Raw genomic sequence first — 20,356 nt, 5'->3', positions numbered from 1 at the left:
TGCTCAGATTGTCAGGTCAGGCGGGGCGATGCATGCGAATGGAGTTTGCTCATGGACAGCCGGACAGAATTCCGTCCGGCCAGTATGGATCGTTATCAGGCGGGCCTTTCCGGCCAGTCAGCAGCAGGCGCGGTGCCGGTGTCGACAGCCTGCACAGCCTGCACGTACTTCATCCACGCGGTCAGCGAAGCCTTATCCGAATCGGTGATAATGTCGAGCCTCAGCTGCGTCTGCCACGCCTGCGTTGTGCTGTTGGCCTCGGCAATACGTGCGGCCTTTTCATTCTCTGCCGCCTGTACCGCTGCGGCCCGCTGCGCGTCCGTATCAGTTACCCACTTCTCACCGTCCCATTGATCAAAGCCGGTTGCCGGTGCAAGCGTCGTCGTACCGGCGGGCCAGTCGCCCGGCGCGGTAATCAGCTGCGCCGTACCGTCAGCGGTGGAATAAACCTTTTCGCCACGATGATCGGCAACAGTCAGCCAGCCGCCGTCGCGGTAAACGGCGACAAACCCGGTATCGACAGCCGGTGGCGCGCTGCTGCAAGCAAAGGCCGGTACGCCGACGCCCTGCGCTAAATACTCATCCGTTGCGCCGGTGAATTCACCGCTTTCGGCATCAAAGTTATAAACCGTCAGCGTGCCGGATGCCTTCGCCAGCCCGCTTTTGTCCAGGATAATCTTAGCCATTATGCAGCTCTCACAATGTAGTTAAAGGCGATGTTGCGCGGGCGGTTCTCAGCCGCTGTAGGGACAACGCGGGAAGCATCAAACAGATTGCTGCTCACAACACTTCTTTTAAACAACATTGCCCCGCTGGTCGTCGGGTAGTAGCCCGTGTCCGACACGCCGCCTGTATTAAACGCCCCGGCACTTGACGGACTGTTACCAAAATAAATGTCGTTTATCCCCCCCGTAATATTCCTGATAGCGTCCCCTTGTGAGGCCAGGATACTTCGCCCTGAATCCACGCCGCGCCCGTCATCCCAGCCACGAATAAACTCGCCGCGTAAATCCGGCAGTTTCAGCGACGGATAGACTTTCGCCAGCAGCGGATAGGTCGTGGCGCTGAACGATGCACCGTTGCACTTCAGCCAGCCGTCCGGCGCGGTCGCGGTCGGGTAAGGCAGCGGCACGCCAACCGGCACGGATGAGCCATCGCCCAGCCCCAGCGCGGCCAGCGCTTTCGAACCCAGTCCGGCGTCCTTAATTTCAGCCAGCGCGTTCGCGGCCTGCAAATACTGGCCGTGCGGATTGGCGTCGGCAACGTGTGCGGCCAGCGCCCTGTCGGCATACGCTTTCACCTCAATCACCGCGTTATCCACGTACTGACGCGTTGCCAGCACCACGGACGGATCGATTTTCAGCGTTACGGCGGTGGTACTGTTGACGATGAGTATCATGCGTACCGTCTGCGTGCGTCCGCTGCCTTCCTGTAACTGCGGCTTGTAGGTTTCCGCGCAGTTAGCCACGGCAATCAGCACGCCGTCGGCGTCAAACAGGCCGATTTCGCGGATCCAGAAACCGCCCTCGCTTTCCGGGATAATCTGCTCGGCGATAATCTGGCTGCTGTTGGCTGCATCAACCGTCAGCGCGTTGAGCGAGGCCCGGCGCTTTTCACCAATGAGCTTTGTCTGCGCCGCGTCAGGGGTTGGCAGCGTGCCGCCACCGTCGCCCACGGCCATTTCAGTAATCTGTACTTTGGTTCCCAGCGCGGCGGCATTGGCAAGTTTTGCCGCGCCCTGGCTGGTCAGCAGGGCAAAATATTTCGTCGTCATGTGCTTATTTCCGTCAGGTCAATAAGATGCACCGCCGCGCCGGTCCAGCCGGAACCGCCCACGGTGATGATTTCAGGGGTATAGGGGTAAACCGTCAGCTCGTCGCCGCTGTAGCAGGCGGCGGCAACCGGCAGCGCGCCGCTGGCATCAAGGTTGATGGACAGCCCGATAAGGTGGCGGCTGCACGGCTTCGCATCCGCTATCAGGCGCTCCAGCTCGTTATACATTTCCTCAGTGATGCCGGTATCCAGCACGCCCACATCAAGGCGAAAGGTGCCCGGCTCGCCGCCGGTCTTCCACCACTCAACGATGCGGATCAGATAGCCGAGCGGCTCCACCACGCGACGGATTGAGCCGAGCGTGCCCTTGTGTTTATGCACGTACTGCGAAGCGCTGACGACGGCGCGTTTTGTTGATTCGCTCCAGCCGGTGTCCCAGCGGTCAACCGACCACGCCCAGGCAAGATACGGCAGCAGCTCAACGGGGCAGGTGTCCGGGTTCCATAACCGACGTAGCGGTGCCGGAATGGCTTCAATCTTCGCGCAGGCTTCAGCGGCGGCAACTTCCAGCGCCGACGAGCCGACCGGCAGCAGGCGATCACTCATCCGAACCCCCGACCATAATCGCCCAGCCGGTGCAGTACGCGGCCTGCGTTTTATCCAGCACCACGTCGGCGGCGGGTTCGGTCAGCTCAACCCGCTGGACGCCCTCAACGTGAAGCGCAGCGTATAAAGCCGACTTGCGGATGTCCCGGCCAAGCCGCGCCTGGGCGCTGACGAACGCGGTAAGCTTTGCCTCAGCGGCGGCGCGTATCGGCTCGGCTTCCGGCCCCGGATAGAGATACAGCACGGCGTCCACGGCATAATCCACGATGGCGGCCGACTGCACCGTGACCCGGTCAGCTACCGGACGCACGTCCTCATCATTTAACGCTTTATCCACCACGGCCAGCAGGTCGGCGGCCGCCACGCCGTTTCCCTCCCGCGACAGCACGGTGATGGTCACGCACGCGGGCGACGGGCTGATCGCGGACGCATCCGCCACGCGGCCGTCGGCACTTTTCGCGTGGTACTCGTAAGCGCCCGACGGCCCGGCCACGCTCAGCCCCTCAAAGGCGGCGGCGATACGCACGCGAAAATCGTCGTCGCTTTCCATCACGGCGGCGGTCGGCGGGAGCGTGGTTTCATCAGCGGCCGTCAGCGTCAGGCGGGTAACGCCATTGTTTGCGCCGAGCTGGTCCAAATCATCCGCCAGGGCATACGCCACCATCACGGCCTTAGCCGCCTCGTTGATGCGCTGGCGCAGGATAACCTCGCGGTACGCGTTTTCTTCCAGCAGCTTTACCACCGGCTCCGATTCCAGCGCCAGCGTGCGGGCGATGGCGTCCTGCTGCTCCGCCGGATAGAGTGAAATCAGCGTGGCTTTGCGTTCAGCGAGAAGGGTTTCATAGTCCAGCACTTCCACCACGTCGGGCGCGGGTAGCTGGCTCAGGTCAATAGTTGCCATATCAGCTCACGGGAATGGTCAGGGAAAAGTCCTGCGCGTTGTCGGCGCGGGTGCCGGTGAGTTCAACCACCATGCCGCCGTCAAACGCAGATTCGTAAGAGATGCCGGTCAGCTTTACGCGGGGTTCCCACTGCAAAATCGCCACGTAGCAGGCCGACATAATTTGCAGGCGCAGCGATTCATTCTGCGGCTGGTCAATCAAGGCGGATAACAGCGAGCCATAGCTGCGGCGCATCACGCGGGAACCGACCGGCGTTAACAGAATGTCGCGCACCGACTGGCGAATATGATCGAGGTCGGTCAGCGCCCCGCCGGTGTCGCGGCTCATGCCGGAATATCGCACGGCCATTACTGCGGCCCTCCCGACGTGTCGCCGCCGGACTTCACGCCGCCGTGTTTGTGGGAATCGACCACTACGCCGTTAGAGCTGAAGCTGCCGCCGCTGTGCGTAACGTCGCCTTTCATCGAGCCGCCTTTGGTCACTTCCAGCGTGGCGGTTTTCAGCAGGGCTGAGCATTCCACCTCCGGCGAATCCAGCATGATTTTGACGGCGGCCTGAATGGTCGCGGTCTGGATGCCGGTTGCCTTCAGCGCGCCGTTTGCCGGTTCGTACTCAATCACCGCACCGTCGGGAAACGACCAGTGCAGCGCGTCAGCCGAGGCGGACGGTGCCGGGTTATCGTCAGAGAACACGCCCGGCAAAATAAAGCCGGTATCCAGCTCGCCGCCCAGGCACAGGACAAGCACCTGCTCGCCGACGGAAGGCGCATTCCATGAACGGGTACGACCGGCACGGGCGGTCAGCCAGTGCAGCCAGTTGGTTGTATTGTTACCGGTATCCACGCGGCACAGCCCGTCGTCAAGGTTGACGGCGGAAACGGTGCCGATGCGGATCAGGTTGCGCAGCAGGCGCAGGATTTCTGGGATTTGTGAGTTCATAGAAGCATAATGAATCGAACTAAAGGGATGTTTCAAAGCTATCCCGTTTGGTTATATGTCAACGGACAGAAAAAAACTCAAAAGGTAAAATCCCATGCAAAATTTTTTCATTAATCCCGATGTTAAAAATGTTATTACTAGTTATCGAAATGCTTTATCCAGATTTGTAGCTGACAGTCAGTTTGAAAAGGAAAGGAATGAGTTCATTCATGCGTCGCTAAAAAGTTTTTTAACAGAGCCAGAAACATGGGATAGTAAAACACAAGTAAACATTGATTATATATCTCACAACTTTATAAATGATCTAAAATCTGAAGATTTAAGCACCGAGGGCATAGATGAAATCTTCTCAACATGCTTTAGATTTGTACTTGAGTTTTACATTAATCACCCAAGGGAAATGTCACAAAGTTTCATTTCGATGAAATCATTTGCAATTCATCAGGTAGATAATTTTTCACCGAGTGCTAAGTTACAGATTGAATATGCACTTAGAGAAATGCCGATTAATATCTTGAAAAGCATACTACACAACGAGGATTTTACAGCCCTTAGACAGCTACCATCAATAACTCAAAAAACAGAAAATTTAAAAAACTCCTGGGATGCGGATTTAAACGACAGAATAGAAAGAATAAATGCATTGGAAGATTCTTTAAAAAAGCAAGAGTTCGCTTTTAACTTCGTTGGACTTTACAAAGGGTTCAATGACTTATCTATCCAAAAAAAAGAAGAATACATCTGGGCGAGGAGAGCGCTTATTTTATTAGGCATACTTCTGCTTTCCCCAATGGTTTTTGAATTGATTTATTTTAAAAATGGCGAAAACCAAAGCCACAGCGGATTAATCAAACTAATACCAATTGCATCACTAACTCTTATTTTTATTTACTTCTTCAGAATCGCGCTAAGAAACTTCTCTTCCATCAAGGCGCAAATCGTTCAAATAGAATTGAGAAAAAGCTTATGTCAATTCATACAAAACTATGCAGAATACAGTAAGCAAATAAAAAGCAAAGACCATAACCCTTTGGAAAAATTTGAAGAAATAGTTTTTTCCAACATTATGCCCACAGAGGATAAAATACCATCAACATTTGATGGACTAGAGAGTTTAGCAAGTTTAATGAACTCTTTAAAAAATACCAAGTAATAATTACCAGCTGATTTTATTTATAATTTCGTCTTCCAGTAATTGCAGGTCAGCTTTATTTATGCCAAGCAACGGCCGCGCCTCATACTGCACATCCTTCCCCTCACGGGCTGGCCGGTCGCGCAGCCCGTAGTGATGCACGCGCGCCATGCGCTGCACGCTCCCGGTAAACTCCACCACGGCGTCGTCGGCGGTGCCTTTCGCCTTCATGTATTTGGCCGTGCGCAGCTTAGCGAACATCTCGCGCTTTATCCGTCCTTTCTTTTTACGCGCAGGTCCCTTGCGCGGCTTAAACGCCGTGCCGTCCGGTGCCTGCTGGCGCTTGATGTTCTGCTGCTGACTGGCGCGCAGGCGCTTTGCGATGGTGCGCGCCATTTCCTTACGTGCCGTCGGTGACAGGTTGCCGATCAGTGCGTTTAGCCTGGCGTCGAATGCCTCCAGTCCGTTCATAATTGCAGCCCGCTGACCAGCTCGCCGTCCGCATAAAGCTGCGTTGGTCGCGCCACGTTATCCGGCAGCGGGTTTTCGCCCGCGTGGGTGACGTGCAGCGCGTCGCCTTCCTGCTTCACAATCACGCGCTCCGTCAGTTGCAGGTCAATGCTGATGTCGCACAGGGTGTCGCTCAGTACGTCGGCCTTAAAAGTGAAGCCGGTACGCCGCTTTTCTTCGGTCGCCATAATGTCCGGCTGGTTCTCGCGCAGCCAGGCCAGCAGCGGCACGATCACCAGGTCGAGATCGTCGCCGTAGTCGGTCACGACCAGATTCAGCTGATACTGGTATTCAAACGACAGCGAACTGGCGAGCGTCGAGGCGATGCGCCCGCCGTCGATAAACATGTTCAGGCTGTCAGGGTTTCGTTGTAGCAGCGGCACGCTGTCGGTCAGCGCCTGGCGTAGCTGTTTCGGTTTCTGCATCGTGCTGCTCCTGACACGCTTTGATGATTTCAACCTGCAACCCGCATGACGCAAGCGCAGCCTCTAACTGGCGGTTATCCGCCGCTAAGTCGCCCTGGGTTTGCAGGCTGTTGCCCGGCAGCGGGCAGCTTGTCACGCGCGGACAGCCAGTCCAGATAATCTCGGGCGTTGCTGAAGGCGGGGCGACCGTGCAGCCGGATAACATCAGCAGGCAAAGCAGCGGCAGACCAGTCGCGCAAAGTGGGATTCGCATCGGTTTCTCTCTGTATTGTCATTTCACGGTGCAGGGCGGCGGCACTGGCGCGGCCCTGCAACAGGCGCAACACGGCTTCGCGTTTCCGGCCCGCCCTGGCCTCATCGTTCAGGCGGGTTATCGCCTTATCGCGGCTTTCAATTCCGGCGGACAGCGTGCCGATAATGCGCTGCGCGTCGGTAAGGTGGTCGCTTACTGCGTTCAGCCGCCAGCCGGTGAGGCCCAGCGCAACGAGCGCCACGGCCAGCAGTGCCGCTAACAAACGGATCATGCCGCCCCCTTTAAGCACCAGGCTTTTTCCCGCTGGCGGCGGTTTTCCAGCCCGGCATTTCTGACGCCGTTCACGTACACCCAGCGGTCGAGCTGGCCGCACGCCTGCCGCCACTGCTGGCGCTTCAGATAACCGGCAAGCGTAGACCCACAGGCCGCGCTGGTGCCGACGTTAAACGAGAAGCTCACCAGCGCGTCATACACCGGCGCGGGCATCTCAACCGGCACGCAGACGGCAAGCTCACGCTCAACGCGCATCACGTCATACACCAGATTAACGGCGGCCTGCCGCTCGCTGACCTGGCTTTGCGGCGTGACACCTTCAGTGTGCCCGATGCCGTTGGTCCAGACGCCGGCGCTGCACCGGTACGGCGAGGTGCGACAGCCTTCGGCATCAGCAATCAGCCGCAGTCCGCCTTCGGAAATCTTCAGCGTGTTGAACTGCGGTAACAGCGCGGCAATCGCCAGCACGGCCAGCACGGCGCAGTGTTTAGCGGCCTTCATTGCCCACCCCCCTGTACGTTCTCCCGCTGTAGCTCATACATCTTGCGGCGGTAATGCCAGTTGATAAAAAACGTCGCCACGTTAATCACTAACGTCACCACGGCGACGCCGGAACCCACCATAAAGGCGATGTCCTGCGGCGTGTGGCGGCCAAACCACATCAGCACAAGCCCGATAAGGTAGTTAATCAGCGAGTTGATTTTCTCCATCTTTTTCAGTCCCACAGGTTGACGGTTTCATTAGCGGACGATCCGGGGAGGTCAGGCAGCGTCACCTCGCAGCCGTGCATCAGCACCGGTCCGCTTTCGGCCAGCCCCGGATTGGCGGCATAGACCTGTTCAACCGCCTCCTGCGTGCGCCCGTAGTACCGCCAGCAAATCTGATCCACGGTGTCGCCCTGCTGCGCGTAAATAATCACAGCAGGCTCACGATGCAGCCGGAACGACCGCCGATGCGGCTGATACTGAAACGCGCGTCGCGCCAGTACTCGTCGGCGCTCGCCTCTACCTCAGCGCCTTTTTTGCCGCTGGCGTCATAGCCCCGGTAGCGCTCAACAATCACGGCACCGGTCAGGGCGCTGACGGCGGCAAAATAGTGCGTGACCTTTTCGCTTTCGCCGTCGAAGCTTTCTGCCGGGACGTCAGGCAGCGTTTTATAGCCTGCCGCCATCTGTTCGGCCCGCCAGTCGTACAGCTCGGCGTTGACTTCGGAAATCGCCGTTTTCACCGCAAGGCGCAGGCGCTGCGCGGTCACGGTGCCTTCATAACGCAGCGTGTCGCGCAGCTGCTGCAAATCAACGTCAGGCCAGAAAAAGGTATTCTTCACCGGCGGCTCGGCGGCATCTGCCGGTCGCGGGGCGGGGATAACAAGCATGTTCATAGTCGGCCTTAAAATAGGTGGGCGGTGGAGAGCCGCGCAGACATTAAAAATGCGTTGCAGCTCTGCCGCCCGGCGCGGGGCGCGTTCGGTTAGCGGCGGGTCATGGCCTGCTTTTTCAGCTCAGTAGCCAGCCGCTCAATGTCTTTTTTGACGCCGCAGCCCTCGTGCAGCTGTAGCGCCCTCGTTAAATGCTCCATCGCATCCAAAGCCCTGCCCGCATCGCGCAGCACGTACCCGGTGATTTTGTGCAGCTTGGCGCGCACCTGGTCGGGCATGTCTGCGGATTTCGTCATCTCAAGCGTTGCCAGCAGCGGGTCGATATCAACCGCCGCGCCCAGCGTGCGGGCGCGGGTCGCCGCGTCGGCCACCTCTTCGGCCAGCAGGTAGCCGGTGGCGTCGCGCTTAAAGCCGGACGGCGGCACTAACCCGTGCTGAAGCGCGTACCGGGCAATCGCCAGCGCGCCCGGCACGTCGCCCGCATCCAGCCGCCAGATCATGACGGTCATCAGCACGGCGTCCTGTGCGCCGTTTCCCTTTGCTAACACGCCCGCCACCCACGGAAGATACTCAGGCAACATCTGCCGCTTGAGTTCGGCTTTGCGCTCCTGCGAACGCACTTTCTTCAGGCGGCGTTTGTCGTCGTTAAGCTTCAGCAGCATCAGCTCGTAGCCGTTCGCGTGGCGCAGCGGGTTGCTGGCCTGCTGCGAGGCGGCTTCCGCCTCAAGGCGCATAAGGTGACGTCGGGCAGGACTTAACATGCGTTATGCCTCCGGGGTTTCCGCAGCGCCTTCGGTCGTGGCTGCGTCTGCTGCGGGTACGGTCGTGGCTGCGTCTGCTTTTTTCTCATCCGGCAAATCAGACAGGACGATCCCCTCAACCAGACAGCCAGCGGCATAATCTTCCACCACGTAGTCCTCGTTGATGGACTCGTAGTTTTCGATGCGGTCGCGTTTCGCCACCTCGTCGATCATGCGGCGGTGCGTGCCTTCCTGGAAATAAATCGACAGGTTGTCCAGGCGGGTTATAAGCAGCGCGTCCGCCGGGAAGTACGGCACGCGCACGGCGGGCAGGTTGCCGATGCGTTTCTGGCTGACAATGACGTCACCCGCCAGCGTTTCGCTGTTGGCCTGCGTCTGGTTAACCAGCGGAAAATACTTGTCGGCCAGCAGCTGGCGACCGCAGATAACGACCAGCTCCGGGTCTTCCTGATACCACGGCTCGATCAGGTTGTTGGTCGCATCCATCACCACGGCGTCAAGGTTCACCCAGGTGCGATTTTTACCAACCATCACGCCGTCGGATACGCTGCCGTCCTTGTTCGTGGTTTTGTTCATCACGCGCGTTGGCGCGTTGTTGCGGTACTTCTGCAACCAGCCCACGGCCACGTCCTGCAACATCGGGTATTTGGCGCGGTTGGAGGTCTTTGCACGCGATACGCCGTTAAAGCCGATCATGATGCGGTCCAGGCTCTGGCGCTTAATGATGGCGTCGCGCAGGCGGGCCTGGAAATCTTCATAGCGCGCCCACAGGTCAAGCGTGTTGTAGCGAATGTGGAAGTCGTAGTTAACCTGTACGCACTCATAGCCTTCACCGTCCAGCGCGGCAAAGTCAGCGGTTTCGCGCTCGTCGCCGCCCGCCGTGTCGGTGGTGCTGGCAATCGAGCCGGACACGCCGACGCCGATTTTTTCGCCCTTCATTTCGGACACCGGCACGATGTTAATGCGGGTCAGAAAGTCCGATGACTCCTGCACGCGGTTCATCAGCGTTTGCGTCACCGACGGCTCAACGGTGAATTTCTTGTTCATGTCGCCGGTTTCAACGTTGTTCAGTTCGGCCAGGCGGGTCATAAAGGCGTTAAATTTAAAGCGGGTGTTCTGGCGCATTGGCGCTCCTGTATTCGGTTAAGGGTTAGCAGTCGGTCTGCACGCTGGCTTTGTTATCCGCGCCGGTGGCGGCAGGGCGACGGGAAAAGCCGCCGTCGGTTTTACTCAGCTGCGCCTGTAGCGCGGTAAAAGCGGCGCGGTCTTCAACGGTCTGCTGCTCCAGCGCGTCGAGTCGCCCGGTTAAGGCCCGCTCCAGCGCCGAGAGTTTTTGCGTCTGTCCGTCGCCGTTCTGCTGCACCTGCTCGGCCACGGCGGTAACGGCCGCGCTGACGTCGGCAAATTGCAGGTCAGCGGTTTTCGTTTTCGCGGAGAACATCGCCGAGACGCGGGCCAGCAGTGACGGGGCCGGATCGGCTTCTTCAGTGAACTCAATCAGCGTTTCTTCAGCGGCGGTAAACAGGTTGTCTTTGTGCTGCTTGCGGGAGGCCAGCGGACTGGCCGACGCCGTGGCGCTGAAGCTCAGAATTTCCGTGCCGAGGCTTGCCGGGTCGTCTGTGACGGCCAGCCCAATCAGGTACGCCTCGCCGGTGTCGGCAAACTTCGGGTTGACCTCAATCGAGGTGTAGATTTTCTGGCGGGCTTTGGTCAGCTCGGCCAGCTCCGGCGTCGGGCTGATGTCGCCATACAGCGCCAGCTTGCCCTTCAGCTTGCCGTCTTCGATTTCTTCCGCGCTCAGGGCGGTAACGTCGCCGTAGCGGCGGAACGGGCTGTCAGGCGTGTAGCCCTTGATGTGTTCCATGTTGATGCGCGCGCCGTACATCGCCGGGTCATAGTTCGCGGCCATCTGGGAAATCCAGTCGCGGGAAATCACGCGGCCGTCGGTGGTTGCGCCTTCAACTGCAATTCGAAAACGCTTTGCTTTTAGTGTTGCCATTACAGGCTCCGGTCAGTGGATTAGGTCGGGGCCAGTTTCACCGCCACTGCCCGTCCGCTCAACGAAAGCCAGTCCGCTCATCCATCAGCAAACAGGGACAGCGGGCGCGCCTTTTTGCGCCCCGGTAGCCTTGTCGGCATGAACATACAAACCACCATCAGCGATCCGCGCCGTCAGGCCGCACTGCTTTACTGGCAGGGTTACTCCGTGCGCCAGATTGCGGAGACGCTCGGCCAGAAAACACCGACCGTGCAGAGCTGGAAACTGCGCGACGCGTGGGAAGACATTGCGCCCATCAGTCGCGTTGAGGCCAGCATGGAGGCGCGGTTAATCCAGCTCATCATGAAGGAGGTCAAGGGCAACGGGGATTACAAGGAGATAGACGCGCTGGGCCGTCAGATTGAACGGCTGGCCCGCGTGGAGCGCTACCGCAGTTCGGGCAACGAGGCGGACCTTAATCCCAACGTGCGCAACCGCAACAGGGGCGAGCGCCAGCCGGTGATCAAAAACGTCTTCAGCGAGGAGCAGACCGACAAACTGACCGGCCTGTTTATGGATAACTGCTTTGAGTATCAGCTTAACTGGCACAGGGCCGGGCTGACGCACCGCATCCGCAATATCCTGAAGTCCCGCCAGATTGGCGCGACGTTTTACTTTGCCCGCGAGGCACTGATTGACGCGCTGACCACCGGGCGCAACCAGATATTTTTATCAGCGAGCAAGGCCCAGGCGCACGTTTTTAAAAACTACATCACCGACTTTGCCCGGCAGGTTGACGTTGACCTGAAGGGCGATCCGATTGTGCTGCCGAACGGCGCGCGCCTGATTTTTCTGGGTACGAACGTGCGCACCGCGCAGAGCTACACCGGCAACCTGTATCTCGATGAGTATTTCTGGATCCCAAAATTCCAGGAGCTGCGCAAGGTCGCCAGCGGCATGTCGCTGCATAAGAAGTGGCGCACCACGTACTTTTCCACGCCGTCGAGCCTGTCGCACAGCGCGTACCCGTTCTGGTCGGGCGAACTGTTTAACAAGGGCAGGCGCAGCAAGGGCGACCGCATCGAGCTGGATTTGTCGCACTCGCATCTCGCAAAAGGTGCGCTGTGCGGTGACGGACAGTGGCGGCAGATTGTCACCGTTGAAGACGCGCTGACCGGCGGCTGTAACCTGTTTGACCTTGACCAGCTGTCGCTTGAGTACAGCCCGTCGGAGTATCAGAACCTGCTGATGTGTGAGTTTGTCGACGACGAGGCGAGCGTGTTCCCGTTCGCGGAGTTGCAGACCTGCATGATCGACAGCCTGGAAGAATGGACCGACTTTAACCCTTACCTGCCGCGCCCGTTCGACTACCGGCCGGTGTGGATTGGCTATGACCCGTCGCACACCGGGGACAGCGCAGGCTGTGCGGTGATTGCGCCGCCGCTGGTTGCGGGCGGTAAATTTCGCGTGCTTGAGCATCACCAGTGGCGCGGCATGGACTTTGCCGCACAGGCGAAATCCATTGAGGACTTAACGAAAAAATACTGCGTGGAGTACATCGGCGTGGACGCCACCGGCATCGGCCAGGGCGTTTTTCAGCTGGTCAGGCAGTTTTACCCGGCGGCACGCGAAATCCGCTACTCGCCGGAAGTGAAAACGGGGATGGTCCTGAAAGCAAAAGACACCATCGGCAGCGGGCGGCTGGAGTACGACGCCGGAAGCACCGATATCACGCAGTCCTTTATGGCGATCCGCAAAACCATGACCGCCAGCGGCAACCGCTCGACCTACGAGGCGAGCCGCAGTGAAGACGCCAGCCACGCGGACGTTGCCTGGGCAATCATGCACGCGCTGTTAAACGAACCGCTTACCGCTGCCAGCGGCGGCGCTAACCCTTCAATTCTGGAATTTTACTGATGAAGAATATGTCCGACCACAACACCAACCCTGTTTGCTGGAAGCTCATTTCAGACCGGGATTTAATTACAGAAACTATGCGAGAAAAAAGCATGACCAGAGCTGAAGCATTCCGCTGGCTTTACCAATGTGCACCGGTATTTGGTGATAACGACGTTAAAGGCGGTAATCATGGCTAAGCGCAACGGCCGTAAGGCATATTCGGTTAAACCACAATCCGCACCGGCCGCGCCACAGCAGGTTGAGGCATTTACCTTCGGCGAGCCAACGCCGGTGATGGACAAGCGCGATATTCTGGATTATGCCGAGTGCATCGGCAACGGGCGCTGGTACGAGCCACCGGTCAGCTTTCACGGGCTGGCAAAAAGCCTGCGCTCGGCGGTGCATCACAGCTCGCCGATTTACGTGAAACGAAACATTCTGGCCTCAACCTTTATCCCGCATCCGATGATGAGCCAGCAGGAGTTCAGCAAGTTTGCGCTGGACTATCTGGTATTCGGGAATGCGTTTGCCGAACTGCGCCGTAACAGCCTGGGCAGGCCGTTCAGGCTGGAAACCACCCCGGCAAAGTTCACGCGCAAGGGCGTAAAAGAGGGTGAATACTGGTTTGTGAACGACTGGAAGGAGCCGCACCAGTTTGCAGCCGACAGCGTGTTTCACCTGATTGAGCCGGACATTAACCAGGAGCTTTACGGCCTGCCGGAATATCTCAGCGCGCTCAACTCCGCCTGGCTGAACGAGGCGGCCACGCTGTTTCGCCGCAAGTACTACCAGAACGGCGCGCACGCGGGCTATATCCTGTATATGACAGACGCTGCTCAGAGTTCCAGCGACGTGGATCGGATGCGTCAGGCGATGCGCGACACCAAAGGCTTGGGCAACTTCCGCAATCTGTTTATGTACGCGCCGAACGGCAAGCCGGACGGGATCAAGATTTTGCCACTCAGTGAAGTAGCCACTAAGGATGATTTCTTTAACATCAAAAAGGCGAGCCGTGACGACCTGTTAAGCGCGCACCGCGTGCCGCCGCAGATGATGGGCATTATCCCGGACAACTCCGGCGGGTTTGGGGATGCGGTTAAGGCGTCGCAGGTGTTTGTCAGGAACGAGCTGACGCCACTGCAGGAGCGGATGAAGGAGATTAATGATTGGATGGGAGAAAAAGTTATTAACTTTCGGCAGTACTCGCTGGAAAATGATTTGAAAAATTAATTATCTTGCTCATATACAATGGCCTAGTAGTGTTATTTTTAGGCCATTATTAAAATAGGATATCACCGAAAACTCTAACTAGAGCAGCAGGAAATTAAACACTAAAGTTTAAAGGAAATAATTTAAATATTGCCGCTCGAACTCTTTGAAATGCATTTCAATATCGCTTCATTTTTATCAATCAATCTAGTTAACAATTCCATTTTAAAATTATCGCTACTCAAATGATTCTTTGTCTCTAGATAGTCATCAAAAAGATGTATAACCTCCCCAATGTCTTTAGAAAAAGAAACCCTCATCGTACTTGCTGTATCAAGAATTGATTCTTCTTTTGTTTCACTAATCAATTCATTTCTAAATTCATAATCAAGTACAATAGAATCAATGTAATTCTGCTCTACTGACCCAATATAATAAGAATATACTGATTTAAATAGTGAGTCCTTTGCCTTTTCAGTTAATTCAAGCTCACCAAAATCGCTCTCTGAAATTTTTTCAAGCACAGCCACCGCTGCATCAGGGAAGACATTGACAACTGCTTTTATTACGTGCTCATATATCTGAATAGATGGATCTCTCCTCCGTTTTCTTACGGTAGATCTTGCGTTAGTGTTTTCTTTATTTATTGGATTTTTTTTAACCCATGAAACAACATCTGCTAGTTCATTCCTTTTTGTTTTCCCCATCAATTTTAATGTCTTAAATATATCATTGAAATTGACGTTTTCAATGGCCTCCTCATGTAACGAGGATATAAAAAATAGCGCTAAATCATAATGATTTTTAAACTCATAATTATCTGACTCTGTTCTTTTAATACCGGCAAGCTGCAACCTCTCCAAAGCTAAATTGCCACTTAAAACCAGACCATTTATCTCATCAAGAATCATAAGTTCTTCATGGGATAGGTTTCCTTGCAGAGGTTTGTATACCAAGTCATGTTCAACCTCTGACCAAGCATGCATAAGTACAGAGGCCACCTGTATTTCTACAGGATAATTATTAGCATAACGTCCACCTCCCCTCATTTTTACACGAAAATGCTTTGCAGCATAGCCAGAGAAAACCTTCTCATAAGTATTATTTTTTCTTGGTCTTCTTTTTTTTTCTGGGAATTTCTTTGGTTCTCCATCAATAACAAATTCTGTTGATATAATTTCCTCAACTTTAGACATATCACCAGGAAAATATATGGCAACTCTTACCCCCGCAAGATCTACTATATCACTATATATGCTTTCAACGGAATCATAAGAATGAACTGAGTTTCTATCAATAATTTTGTCACGAAGTCTTTTAGGTGATTTGGCTCGTGAAGACACTATAGCTCGAACACCAAAGGAATGAAGTTTCGCCCTTATTTCATCTTCAACAGCTTTTGATAAATTCGAATAGAAATCAAATTCTTTATTATACCTTTCCATAAATGAAACTATTACATCACCCATGCATGCCTCTTCTGTTATATAAATTTCTCATACCAGACCCATTCTTGATAATTTATTAATGCTTTGATATTTTTGTAGATAAAGACATTTAATTTCCTAGCCGCACCTTAACATTACCATAACACAATCTTGCAATACCAGATGCTTTTCCGCGTTTTTTTAAGCGTTACTCAAACTTTCAAACTTTATTGCTCTTTTTGATTTTAATCTCTCTATCATTTACAGCGCGAACTTCGTTATACATATCCCCCTCCGCGCGCAATGCTATCCCCGCCACGCCTGCCCGCTTTGTGCATCGTTTTTTATGCGTTTGCATGAACCAGCCGAAACCGCGCCAGCTCAGGCCTTTATAGGGATCTACAGAGGGGATTGAGGTATGCAAAACCATGCACCTGATGCATGCATGGCTGCTTACCCGTTTTGCTGGCAGTCACCTGAGACTATTTTTGACAAGGTACGGTCGAAAATGCGACCGAAAAACTTCCATCTGAGAGCGTGTTGTTGGCTGCGATCTCGGCGATCAGATTCAGCGCGATTTCTCTGTCTCGCTCTTTGCATATCCCTTCTGTTGTCAGCCTGGCTATAAGCTCTACCCGTTCAAGCGTTACACGCTCTTGTAACTCGTTATCCACATCCCCTCCCATTTTACTGTGTTTTTATACAGTATCATAATCTCAAATCGTAGCGTAAGAAAATTCTCATGCCAAACAGGAATTTTTATCTGACTGATTAAGCTGGTTTTTTACCCATTTATTATGGCAACGCACTGCTGCCTGAATGATATGGATAGGCTCTGTAACGAAGACGTGACTTACTACAACGCATGCTTGATTCTGACCTTATCTGCCAGGCGGTTGAACCGGGTTAACAGGCTTTCTGCTTCAACACGTTTTTTTGGTCGGAATAGCTCGCCACTGGCAGAACTACGGAACCATTGCCCATCGATTTTGGTTTCTGTACCGCTGATAAGGCGCACAGCGACCGCCCGGCTGATGGTTTCGCGGGTAATATCGCGTATCTGGCCGATCACGTTGTCGCACGCGGCTTCTGTTTTATCAGAGCGGCGTAGCTGAAGATGCCTTTTTTCCGGTATATCAGCCCTTACCCTGGCTAACAGCCGCCGCCGTTCTTTCCGACTCAGCGATGACAGGTCACTGTTACCGACACTTTCCGGCAGTTTTGAATCTTCGGATCTCAAACCTCCCGTACAGTTATTGACAGAACTCCGAGAGGACGCGGACGCGTCCTTAAAATCAACGGCCAGGTCAACAGCACGCTTTGGCACAATCTTCCACTGTGCGAGGCGGGTTAAAATCGGGGTATCTTCACCAACGGAAGTCGCGTAAACGCCTTTAATACGCACGGTTTCCTCGCCGTATTCGTTGCAGTCTTCGCTTGCCTGATACCAGGTGCGCACGGCCAGCTCGTCACGCTTCACGAACGGGCCGCCCTGGGCGTTGACATATTCCGCCCAGTCGCCCGCGTCCGCTGCATCATGCGCGGCGGCAAACTCAACGCTTAAGCCCTGAGCCGTTTCACTGTCAGCCATGCGGCGCAGCTCACGATAAACCGTTACCGGCGCACCGCCGACAAACTGGAACTGGCGGATATGCCAGCGCGCCGCCCAGGCAGACACTGCGGGCGCGGTTTCCTTCAGTTCTTTGCCGCTTTCGTCGTCCAGCTCGCCGTCGAGCGCGTAGCCGTCGATGTTTTTGGAGATGTACTTAGCCACATAGCCGGTCGCGCTGCCTTTCTCCGGATCGATAGCCTCAGCATGAAAGCGGGCCTTTCTGGCTTTGTCCGTAGTCAGTTCGTAGCTGTCCTGCTGATACGCGTAATCGCGGATGACGTGCCGCACGCGCTGCACGTCATCCGGGCGCATGAACATCAGCATATGCCAGTGGGGCGTACCGTCGTGATGCGGCTCGGCCACGCGAATGCCGAAAATGCGGATCTCTTCCCGGTGCAGTTTGGCGCGGACTTTCTGCCAGACGTTGCAGAGATAGCGCTGCGTTTCCGCCGGACTGGCCCCGCTCCATTTGCGGTTGCGATAGCCGGTCTTGATTGTGGCGTGATAGCGGGCGGGCGCTGTCAGCGTGTAAAAATCGCCGACAAAGCCCATATCGTTGCAGATATTTTCAAAGCCGCGAATGCGGGTCATCAGCTCGCAGCGACGGATCGCCGGGTTTGCCACGCTGCCGTCGTATTTCTCAATCAGGCTGATACGGTTGCCTTCCTCGTCTTCCAGCTCCATGCCCTTGAGGAATTCACGCGTGAGGCGTTTTTGCTCGCGCCACTCGTTTACAGTCATGGTGCTGGCGTAAGGTGTGTGCTTTTTGCTGACGTTGGCGAGTGCGATCTGCAGGTGTTCACGCCATGAGGAAGCCACGCGGCGCAGGCGTCCTTTCCACCATTTTTCGGTCTGCATACGCATGATCGCAGGCGTCACGTCTTCCGGGCAGAAAATACGCGAGGTAACTTTTTCCCACAGTGGCGGGATCTGCTTCAGTTCGCGGGTGATAGCCGCTGCCGTCATGTACACGCGGTGCGTATATTTGTAGTCCGATTCATCCTCAGACTGGCCGTGCGCCTGCACCATTTCCGCCAGGATAAAGCTGGCGATATCCCCGGCCAGTAAATCCACGTCGGCACGGGCCAGATCCGGAAGGCGGTTAAAGCGGTTCATCAGCTCCCACAGCGTACCCGCCGCACCGGCAGCCCCGGTTTTATTAGAGGCGTTACCGGTAAGCAGTGTAAAGGTGCCGAGATTCATTTCACCGAGACGATACTGCGAGCTGACGCTTTCAACGCGTGGCAATGTGCGCTCAACGAATGTTTTCGTTAAGTACGCATTGGCACGGGCTGTACCGTGAGTTTTTTCTAGCTCACCGGTGCGGCGCTTGACGTCGAGCTGTACGAGCGTTGGCTGCTTTTCCAGTAAGTTCTGCGCATGCGACAAAGCCGCAATCATCCGACTGCGGCTGTGTTCCTCTTCATAGGTTGGGTATGGACTGGCGATAGCCTCCCGTGGTGCATTCCACGGGTAAGCATATTCCTGAATCATTGCGCGCTGACCTGACGGTATCTGCTTTGCAGCTCGTCCATTTCCTGACAGGCCACGCAACGGGTAACGCCCTGAACGGCACGGCGGCGCGCTTCAGGGATGGGCGCATCGCAGTCTTCGCAAAAAGAGGCACTAACCGTTACCGGGCGATAAATTACCTGGGCGATATTACGCGCCAGCATTTCTTCAGTGCGCAGCTGTACCAGATCCATTGAGTCAGCCATCAGTGCAGCTCCTGCGACTCGTTAGTATAACGCTCGGCCTCACGGCGGATAAGTTCGGCGGCTTCGGTGCCGTTCAGTTCCTGCTGATAGATATGCACGGCCAGCTCAACCAGGCGATCGGAAACGGCCAGCGCACGGTCTTTACGCTCTTCAATGCGGGCCTTATTCAGCAGCGCGGTCAGCGCCTCTGTTTCGCTGTCAAAATTACGGGTTTCGATATTTCTCATTTCTCTTTTTCCTGAATGCGGGCAAAGGGATGCCCGACGGGTTGACGTCATTTATTTAAAAAGGATGATTAGTTGGGCAGAGTCATTCTCTTGGGAAACAAGCTCACAACTGCACGAAAATGGTTCATCGCACGGATAAGCGCGCTTCTTTCATCAGTGGTCAGCTCACTGAAATTAAGCTCATGCCGCTCAGTCCGGATATTCGCCAGATAGAAAATGGCGCTTAATGCCCGCTTGTTTTCCTGATAGTTCCGGTCAGTGGTATCACGCATTTCATCAAAAAATCGGGTGATATCTTTTCCGCAGTCGTTGCCCCAAAATTTAGAGCGCAGCTCGGCAACGTGATTCAGTCCTGCCACTCTCGCGCCCGTTTTTATTTCAGCCAGTGCTGCTTCAGCTTCGATAGCCATGGTTTACCTCTTTTGCTTACTGCCATATTTCCGGCGGGTTGCTGCTTGCTTAATGTCGGATGCCAGCGCTGGCCTTCTTTAGTCATAATCCAGCCATGACCGTATGCGGGCAGCGGGCTTCGGCGCTTCAGTAGCGCAGCCATTGAAATCGTCATAATTAACTCAGTCCGATTGAGGCACCGAGGCCGCTAATTGCATCAACGGTGTTAGCCAGGGCGGGATTAGAATGCACGCGGGCGTGAACGCTTAAACCGATCAGCGACAGACAACGGATGCCTGCATTGATGTTTTCCATAAAAGCGCTCTTACAGGAAGGCGTCATTTTCTGACCTGACACGGCAGCAGCGGCCACCTTCCCTATTTCCGACGTTGCCTGCAAAACGTAATGCGTCATACGTTCGGCTTTTGCTTCATTGACCGGCACCGCTGGCATGCATTTCATTTGTGCCAGCAAACCATCTATCAGCGTTGCGTCCTCGGTAATATCGGTAATTGCCGCTATCTCCATCGCTGTAAGCTGATGCACCTGCTCCGGATTCAGCTTGTTACGCAACGTCTGGTGATTCATCCCCAACCTGTCGGCCAACTCACGAATGTTATGGCGGCTGGCAAAAGCCTGACAGGCGTTATCGAAGTGCGGTTGTATGGAAACCTGATAATCAAACATGATTCGCCTCATCCTAGCTGATACGATCTTTTCACGCCTGAAGTGAGACGTTGCATTCACTTAGCGCCTGAATAGTCAGCGCCGCCATGTTCACTTCGACTAAAGCCTTTTTCTGCTTTCCTTTAGCCTTGATAGGCAGTTTTCCGTATTCAATCAGGTTCTTAGCTGTCTCTTTGTTGGTGCCTGTCCTGCGGCAGTACTCATCTAGCGGCAGATAAGGTTCGGGTATCACAATTGTAATGTTGGGACGCATGGGGCA

General features: G+C 55.2%; 28 protein-coding genes and 1 pseudogene. 4 read left to right on the top strand and 25 right to left on the bottom strand.

Annotated elements, in window-relative coordinates; translation table 11 throughout:
- Positions 1-95: 95 nt before the first annotated feature.
- From AAGQ96_RS02905 to AAGQ96_RS02880, 6 genes are read right to left on the bottom strand one after another with little or no spacing between them, the layout of a single operon-like run.
- Positions 96-686: a tail fiber assembly protein gene (locus tag AAGQ96_RS02905; RefSeq protein WP_342754802.1), complete on the bottom strand. Its 591-nt coding sequence runs from the start codon at positions 684-686 to the stop codon at positions 96-98.
- A complete protein-coding gene (locus tag AAGQ96_RS02900) occupies positions 686-1,774 on the bottom strand; it encodes a phage tail protein (protein ID WP_342754801.1) in 1,089 nt (362 codons plus the stop codon). Before AAGQ96_RS02900 ends, AAGQ96_RS02905 begins: the two co-directional genes overlap by 1 nt.
- Complete coding sequence (locus tag AAGQ96_RS02895) at positions 1,771-2,379, bottom strand: phage tail protein I (protein ID WP_342754800.1); 609 nt, start codon at positions 2,377-2,379, stop codon at positions 1,771-1,773. The genes AAGQ96_RS02900 and AAGQ96_RS02895 overlap by 4 nt, the downstream gene beginning before the upstream one ends.
- Positions 2,372-3,280 carry a baseplate assembly protein gene (locus AAGQ96_RS02890; RefSeq protein ID WP_342754799.1) on the bottom strand — a complete coding sequence of 303 codons (909 nt, stop codon included), beginning with the start codon at positions 3,278-3,280 and terminating at the stop codon, positions 2,372-2,374. The genes AAGQ96_RS02895 and AAGQ96_RS02890 overlap by 8 nt, the downstream gene beginning before the upstream one ends.
- A 1-nt stretch (position 3,281) precedes the next feature.
- Entirely contained in the window at positions 3,282-3,629 is a 348-nt protein-coding gene (locus AAGQ96_RS02885; protein ID WP_342754798.1) for a GPW/gp25 family protein, read from the bottom strand.
- Positions 3,629-4,219, bottom strand: coding sequence for a phage baseplate assembly protein V (locus tag AAGQ96_RS02880; protein WP_342754797.1), 591 nt, complete (start codon positions 4,217-4,219; stop codon positions 3,629-3,631). Before AAGQ96_RS02880 ends, AAGQ96_RS02885 begins: the two co-directional genes overlap by 1 nt.
- A gap of 94 nt (positions 4,220-4,313) precedes the next feature.
- Between AAGQ96_RS02880 and AAGQ96_RS02875 the strand changes: the two genes are divergently transcribed.
- Positions 4,314-5,372: a hypothetical protein gene (locus AAGQ96_RS02875; RefSeq protein ID WP_342754796.1), complete on the top strand. Its 1,059-nt coding sequence runs from the start codon at positions 4,314-4,316 to the stop codon at positions 5,370-5,372.
- Between the two features lie 3 nt (positions 5,373-5,375).
- Here the strand turns inward: AAGQ96_RS02875 and AAGQ96_RS02870 are convergent, their stop codons facing one another.
- The 11 genes and pseudogenes from AAGQ96_RS02870 to AAGQ96_RS02820 form a co-directional block, all read right to left on the bottom strand.
- Positions 5,376-5,822, bottom strand: coding sequence for a phage virion morphogenesis protein (locus tag AAGQ96_RS02870; protein WP_342754795.1), 447 nt, complete (start codon positions 5,820-5,822; stop codon positions 5,376-5,378).
- Positions 5,819-6,286, bottom strand: coding sequence for a phage tail protein (locus tag AAGQ96_RS02865; RefSeq protein ID WP_342754794.1), 468 nt, complete (start codon positions 6,284-6,286; stop codon positions 5,819-5,821). The genes AAGQ96_RS02870 and AAGQ96_RS02865 overlap by 4 nt, the downstream gene beginning before the upstream one ends.
- Complete coding sequence (lysC, locus tag AAGQ96_RS02860; RefSeq protein WP_342754793.1) at positions 6,219-6,539, bottom strand: Rz1-like lysis system protein LysC; 321 nt, start codon at positions 6,537-6,539, stop codon at positions 6,219-6,221. The genes AAGQ96_RS02865 and lysC overlap by 68 nt, the downstream gene beginning before the upstream one ends.
- Positions 6,460-6,810, bottom strand: a pseudogene (locus tag AAGQ96_RS02855) (LysB family phage lysis regulatory protein); the annotation flags it as partial. The pseudogene AAGQ96_RS02855 and the gene lysC, both read right to left, overlap by 80 nt.
- Positions 6,807-7,313, bottom strand: coding sequence for a lysozyme (locus AAGQ96_RS02850; protein ID WP_342754792.1), 507 nt, complete (start codon positions 7,311-7,313; stop codon positions 6,807-6,809). The pseudogene AAGQ96_RS02855 and the gene AAGQ96_RS02850, both read right to left, overlap by 4 nt.
- Positions 7,310-7,522, bottom strand: a complete 213-nt coding sequence (locus AAGQ96_RS02845) for an HP1 family phage holin (RefSeq protein WP_342754791.1) — start codon at positions 7,520-7,522, stop codon at positions 7,310-7,312. The genes AAGQ96_RS02850 and AAGQ96_RS02845 overlap by 4 nt, the downstream gene beginning before the upstream one ends.
- 5 nt (positions 7,523-7,527) lie before the next feature.
- Complete coding sequence (locus tag AAGQ96_RS02840; RefSeq protein WP_147198394.1) at positions 7,528-7,731, bottom strand: tail protein X; 204 nt, start codon at positions 7,729-7,731, stop codon at positions 7,528-7,530.
- Entirely contained in the window at positions 7,728-8,192 is a 465-nt protein-coding gene (locus AAGQ96_RS02835) for a head completion/stabilization protein (RefSeq protein WP_147198393.1), read from the bottom strand. The genes AAGQ96_RS02840 and AAGQ96_RS02835 overlap by 4 nt, the downstream gene beginning before the upstream one ends.
- Before the next feature lie 89 nt (positions 8,193-8,281).
- Positions 8,282-8,950 (bottom strand): terminase endonuclease subunit, encoded by a 669-nt coding sequence (locus AAGQ96_RS02830; RefSeq protein ID WP_342754790.1) that lies wholly within the window; start codon positions 8,948-8,950, stop codon positions 8,282-8,284.
- A 3-nt stretch (positions 8,951-8,953) separates the two neighbouring features.
- Positions 8,954-10,075 carry a phage major capsid protein, P2 family gene (locus AAGQ96_RS02825; protein ID WP_342754789.1) on the bottom strand — a complete coding sequence of 374 codons (1,122 nt, stop codon included), beginning with the start codon at positions 10,073-10,075 and terminating at the stop codon, positions 8,954-8,956.
- Between the two features lie 25 nt (positions 10,076-10,100).
- Positions 10,101-10,949 (bottom strand): GPO family capsid scaffolding protein, encoded by an 849-nt coding sequence (locus AAGQ96_RS02820; RefSeq protein ID WP_342754788.1) that lies wholly within the window; start codon positions 10,947-10,949, stop codon positions 10,101-10,103.
- Positions 10,950-11,087: 138 nt separating this feature from the next.
- Here AAGQ96_RS02820 and AAGQ96_RS02815 point away from each other — a divergent pair, with 138 nt between their 5' ends.
- From AAGQ96_RS02815 to AAGQ96_RS02805, 3 genes are read left to right on the top strand one after another with little or no spacing between them, the layout of a single operon-like run.
- Entirely contained in the window at positions 11,088-12,845 is a 1,758-nt protein-coding gene (locus AAGQ96_RS02815) for a terminase ATPase subunit family protein (RefSeq protein WP_342754787.1), read from the top strand.
- Complete coding sequence (locus AAGQ96_RS02810; RefSeq protein ID WP_342754786.1) at positions 12,845-13,024, top strand: hypothetical protein; 180 nt, start codon at positions 12,845-12,847, stop codon at positions 13,022-13,024. Before AAGQ96_RS02815 ends, AAGQ96_RS02810 begins: the two co-directional genes overlap by 1 nt.
- On the top strand, positions 13,017-14,057 hold the full coding sequence (locus AAGQ96_RS02805) for a phage portal protein (RefSeq protein WP_342754785.1): 1,041 nt from the start codon (positions 13,017-13,019) through the stop codon (positions 14,055-14,057). Before AAGQ96_RS02810 ends, AAGQ96_RS02805 begins: the two co-directional genes overlap by 8 nt.
- Positions 14,058-14,179: 122 nt before the next feature.
- On the opposite strand, the gene AAGQ96_RS02800 is transcribed toward AAGQ96_RS02805, so the two are convergent.
- From AAGQ96_RS02800 to AAGQ96_RS02765, 8 genes are all read right to left on the bottom strand, one after another.
- Complete coding sequence (locus tag AAGQ96_RS02800; RefSeq protein WP_342754784.1) at positions 14,180-15,505, bottom strand: RelA/SpoT domain-containing protein; 1,326 nt, start codon at positions 15,503-15,505, stop codon at positions 14,180-14,182.
- Between the two features lie 814 nt (positions 15,506-16,319).
- Positions 16,320-18,569 (bottom strand): replication endonuclease, encoded by a 2,250-nt coding sequence (locus AAGQ96_RS02795; RefSeq protein WP_342754783.1) that lies wholly within the window; start codon positions 18,567-18,569, stop codon positions 16,320-16,322.
- The gene (locus AAGQ96_RS02790) at positions 18,566-18,793 is read right to left on the bottom strand and encodes a TraR/DksA family transcriptional regulator (RefSeq protein ID WP_342754782.1); all 228 of its coding nucleotides are present in this window, start codon (positions 18,791-18,793) and stop codon (positions 18,566-18,568) included. Before AAGQ96_RS02790 ends, AAGQ96_RS02795 begins: the two co-directional genes overlap by 4 nt.
- Positions 18,793-19,020, bottom strand: a complete 228-nt coding sequence (locus AAGQ96_RS02785; protein WP_342754781.1) for a DUF2732 family protein — start codon at positions 19,018-19,020, stop codon at positions 18,793-18,795. Before AAGQ96_RS02785 ends, AAGQ96_RS02790 begins: the two co-directional genes overlap by 1 nt.
- Before the next feature lie 68 nt (positions 19,021-19,088).
- Positions 19,089-19,430 carry a DUF5347 domain-containing protein gene (locus AAGQ96_RS02780; RefSeq protein WP_342754780.1) on the bottom strand — a complete coding sequence of 114 codons (342 nt, stop codon included), beginning with the start codon at positions 19,428-19,430 and terminating at the stop codon, positions 19,089-19,091.
- Positions 19,394-19,585: a phage filamentation protein Fil family protein gene (locus AAGQ96_RS02775; protein WP_342754779.1), complete on the bottom strand. Its 192-nt coding sequence runs from the start codon at positions 19,583-19,585 to the stop codon at positions 19,394-19,396. Before AAGQ96_RS02775 ends, AAGQ96_RS02780 begins: the two co-directional genes overlap by 37 nt.
- A 2-nt stretch (positions 19,586-19,587) precedes the next feature.
- Positions 19,588-20,097, bottom strand: a complete 510-nt coding sequence (locus tag AAGQ96_RS02770) for a phage regulatory CII family protein (protein ID WP_253455668.1) — start codon at positions 20,095-20,097, stop codon at positions 19,588-19,590.
- 31 nt (positions 20,098-20,128) lie between these two features.
- Entirely contained in the window at positions 20,129-20,350 is a 222-nt protein-coding gene (locus tag AAGQ96_RS02765; RefSeq protein WP_253455671.1) for a regulator, read from the bottom strand.
- Between the last annotated feature and the right edge of the window lie 6 nt (positions 20,351-20,356).

This window comes from Pantoea sp. MBD-2R (assembly GCF_039134845.1).
Lineage (GTDB): Bacteria > Pseudomonadota > Gammaproteobacteria > Enterobacterales > Enterobacteriaceae > Erwinia.
This window is presented reverse-complemented; position numbering and strand designations above follow the sequence as displayed.

Coding starts and splice junctions, on each gene's coding strand:
- AAGQ96_RS02895 (WP_342754800.1), bottom strand. CDS start 2,379: ATGAGTGATCGCCTGCTGCCGGTCGGCTCGTCGGCGCTGGAAGTTGCC.
- AAGQ96_RS02875 (WP_342754796.1), top strand. CDS start 4,314: ATGCAAAATTTTTTCATTAATCCCGATGTTAAAAATGTTATTACTAGT.
- AAGQ96_RS02785 (WP_342754781.1), bottom strand. CDS start 19,020: ATGAGAAATATCGAAACCCGTAATTTTGACAGCGAAACAGAGGCGCTG.
- AAGQ96_RS02800 (WP_342754784.1), bottom strand. CDS start 15,505: ATGGGTGATGTAATAGTTTCATTTATGGAAAGGTATAATAAAGAATTT.
- AAGQ96_RS02810 (WP_342754786.1), top strand. CDS start 12,845: ATGAAGAATATGTCCGACCACAACACCAACCCTGTTTGCTGGAAGCTC.
- AAGQ96_RS02815 (WP_342754787.1), top strand. CDS start 11,088: ATGAACATACAAACCACCATCAGCGATCCGCGCCGTCAGGCCGCACTG.
- AAGQ96_RS02880 (WP_342754797.1), bottom strand. CDS start 4,219: ATGAACTCACAAATCCCAGAAATCCTGCGCCTGCTGCGCAACCTGATC.
- AAGQ96_RS02850 (WP_342754792.1), bottom strand. CDS start 7,313: ATGAAGGCCGCTAAACACTGCGCCGTGCTGGCCGTGCTGGCGATTGCC.
- lysC (WP_342754793.1), bottom strand. CDS start 6,539: ATGCGAATCCCACTTTGCGCGACTGGTCTGCCGCTGCTTTGCCTGCTG.
- AAGQ96_RS02780 (WP_342754780.1), bottom strand. CDS start 19,430: ATGGCTATCGAAGCTGAAGCAGCACTGGCTGAAATAAAAACGGGCGCG.
- AAGQ96_RS02790 (WP_342754782.1), bottom strand. CDS start 18,793: ATGGCTGACTCAATGGATCTGGTACAGCTGCGCACTGAAGAAATGCTG.
- AAGQ96_RS02775 (WP_342754779.1), bottom strand. CDS start 19,585: ATGACGATTTCAATGGCTGCGCTACTGAAGCGCCGAAGCCCGCTGCCC.
- AAGQ96_RS02805 (WP_342754785.1), top strand. CDS start 13,017: ATGGCTAAGCGCAACGGCCGTAAGGCATATTCGGTTAAACCACAATCC.
- AAGQ96_RS02770 (WP_253455668.1), bottom strand. CDS start 20,097: ATGTTTGATTATCAGGTTTCCATACAACCGCACTTCGATAACGCCTGT.
- AAGQ96_RS02890 (WP_342754799.1), bottom strand. CDS start 3,280: ATGGCAACTATTGACCTGAGCCAGCTACCCGCGCCCGACGTGGTGGAA.
- AAGQ96_RS02795 (WP_342754783.1), bottom strand. CDS start 18,569: ATGATTCAGGAATATGCTTACCCGTGGAATGCACCACGGGAGGCTATC.
- AAGQ96_RS02835 (WP_147198393.1), bottom strand. CDS start 8,192: ATGAACATGCTTGTTATCCCCGCCCCGCGACCGGCAGATGCCGCCGAG.
- AAGQ96_RS02865 (WP_342754794.1), bottom strand. CDS start 6,286: ATGCAGAAACCGAAACAGCTACGCCAGGCGCTGACCGACAGCGTGCCG.
- AAGQ96_RS02870 (WP_342754795.1), bottom strand. CDS start 5,822: ATGAACGGACTGGAGGCATTCGACGCCAGGCTAAACGCACTGATCGGC.
- AAGQ96_RS02885 (WP_342754798.1), bottom strand. CDS start 3,629: ATGGCCGTGCGATATTCCGGCATGAGCCGCGACACCGGCGGGGCGCTG.
- AAGQ96_RS02830 (WP_342754790.1), bottom strand. CDS start 8,950: ATGTTAAGTCCTGCCCGACGTCACCTTATGCGCCTTGAGGCGGAAGCC.
- AAGQ96_RS02765 (WP_253455671.1), bottom strand. CDS start 20,350: ATGCGTCCCAACATTACAATTGTGATACCCGAACCTTATCTGCCGCTA.
- AAGQ96_RS02900 (WP_342754801.1), bottom strand. CDS start 1,774: ATGACGACGAAATATTTTGCCCTGCTGACCAGCCAGGGCGCGGCAAAA.
- AAGQ96_RS02820 (WP_342754788.1), bottom strand. CDS start 10,949: ATGGCAACACTAAAAGCAAAGCGTTTTCGAATTGCAGTTGAAGGCGCA.
- AAGQ96_RS02845 (WP_342754791.1), bottom strand. CDS start 7,522: ATGGAGAAAATCAACTCGCTGATTAACTACCTTATCGGGCTTGTGCTG.
- AAGQ96_RS02905 (WP_342754802.1), bottom strand. CDS start 686: ATGGCTAAGATTATCCTGGACAAAAGCGGGCTGGCGAAGGCATCCGGC.
- AAGQ96_RS02825 (WP_342754789.1), bottom strand. CDS start 10,075: ATGCGCCAGAACACCCGCTTTAAATTTAACGCCTTTATGACCCGCCTG.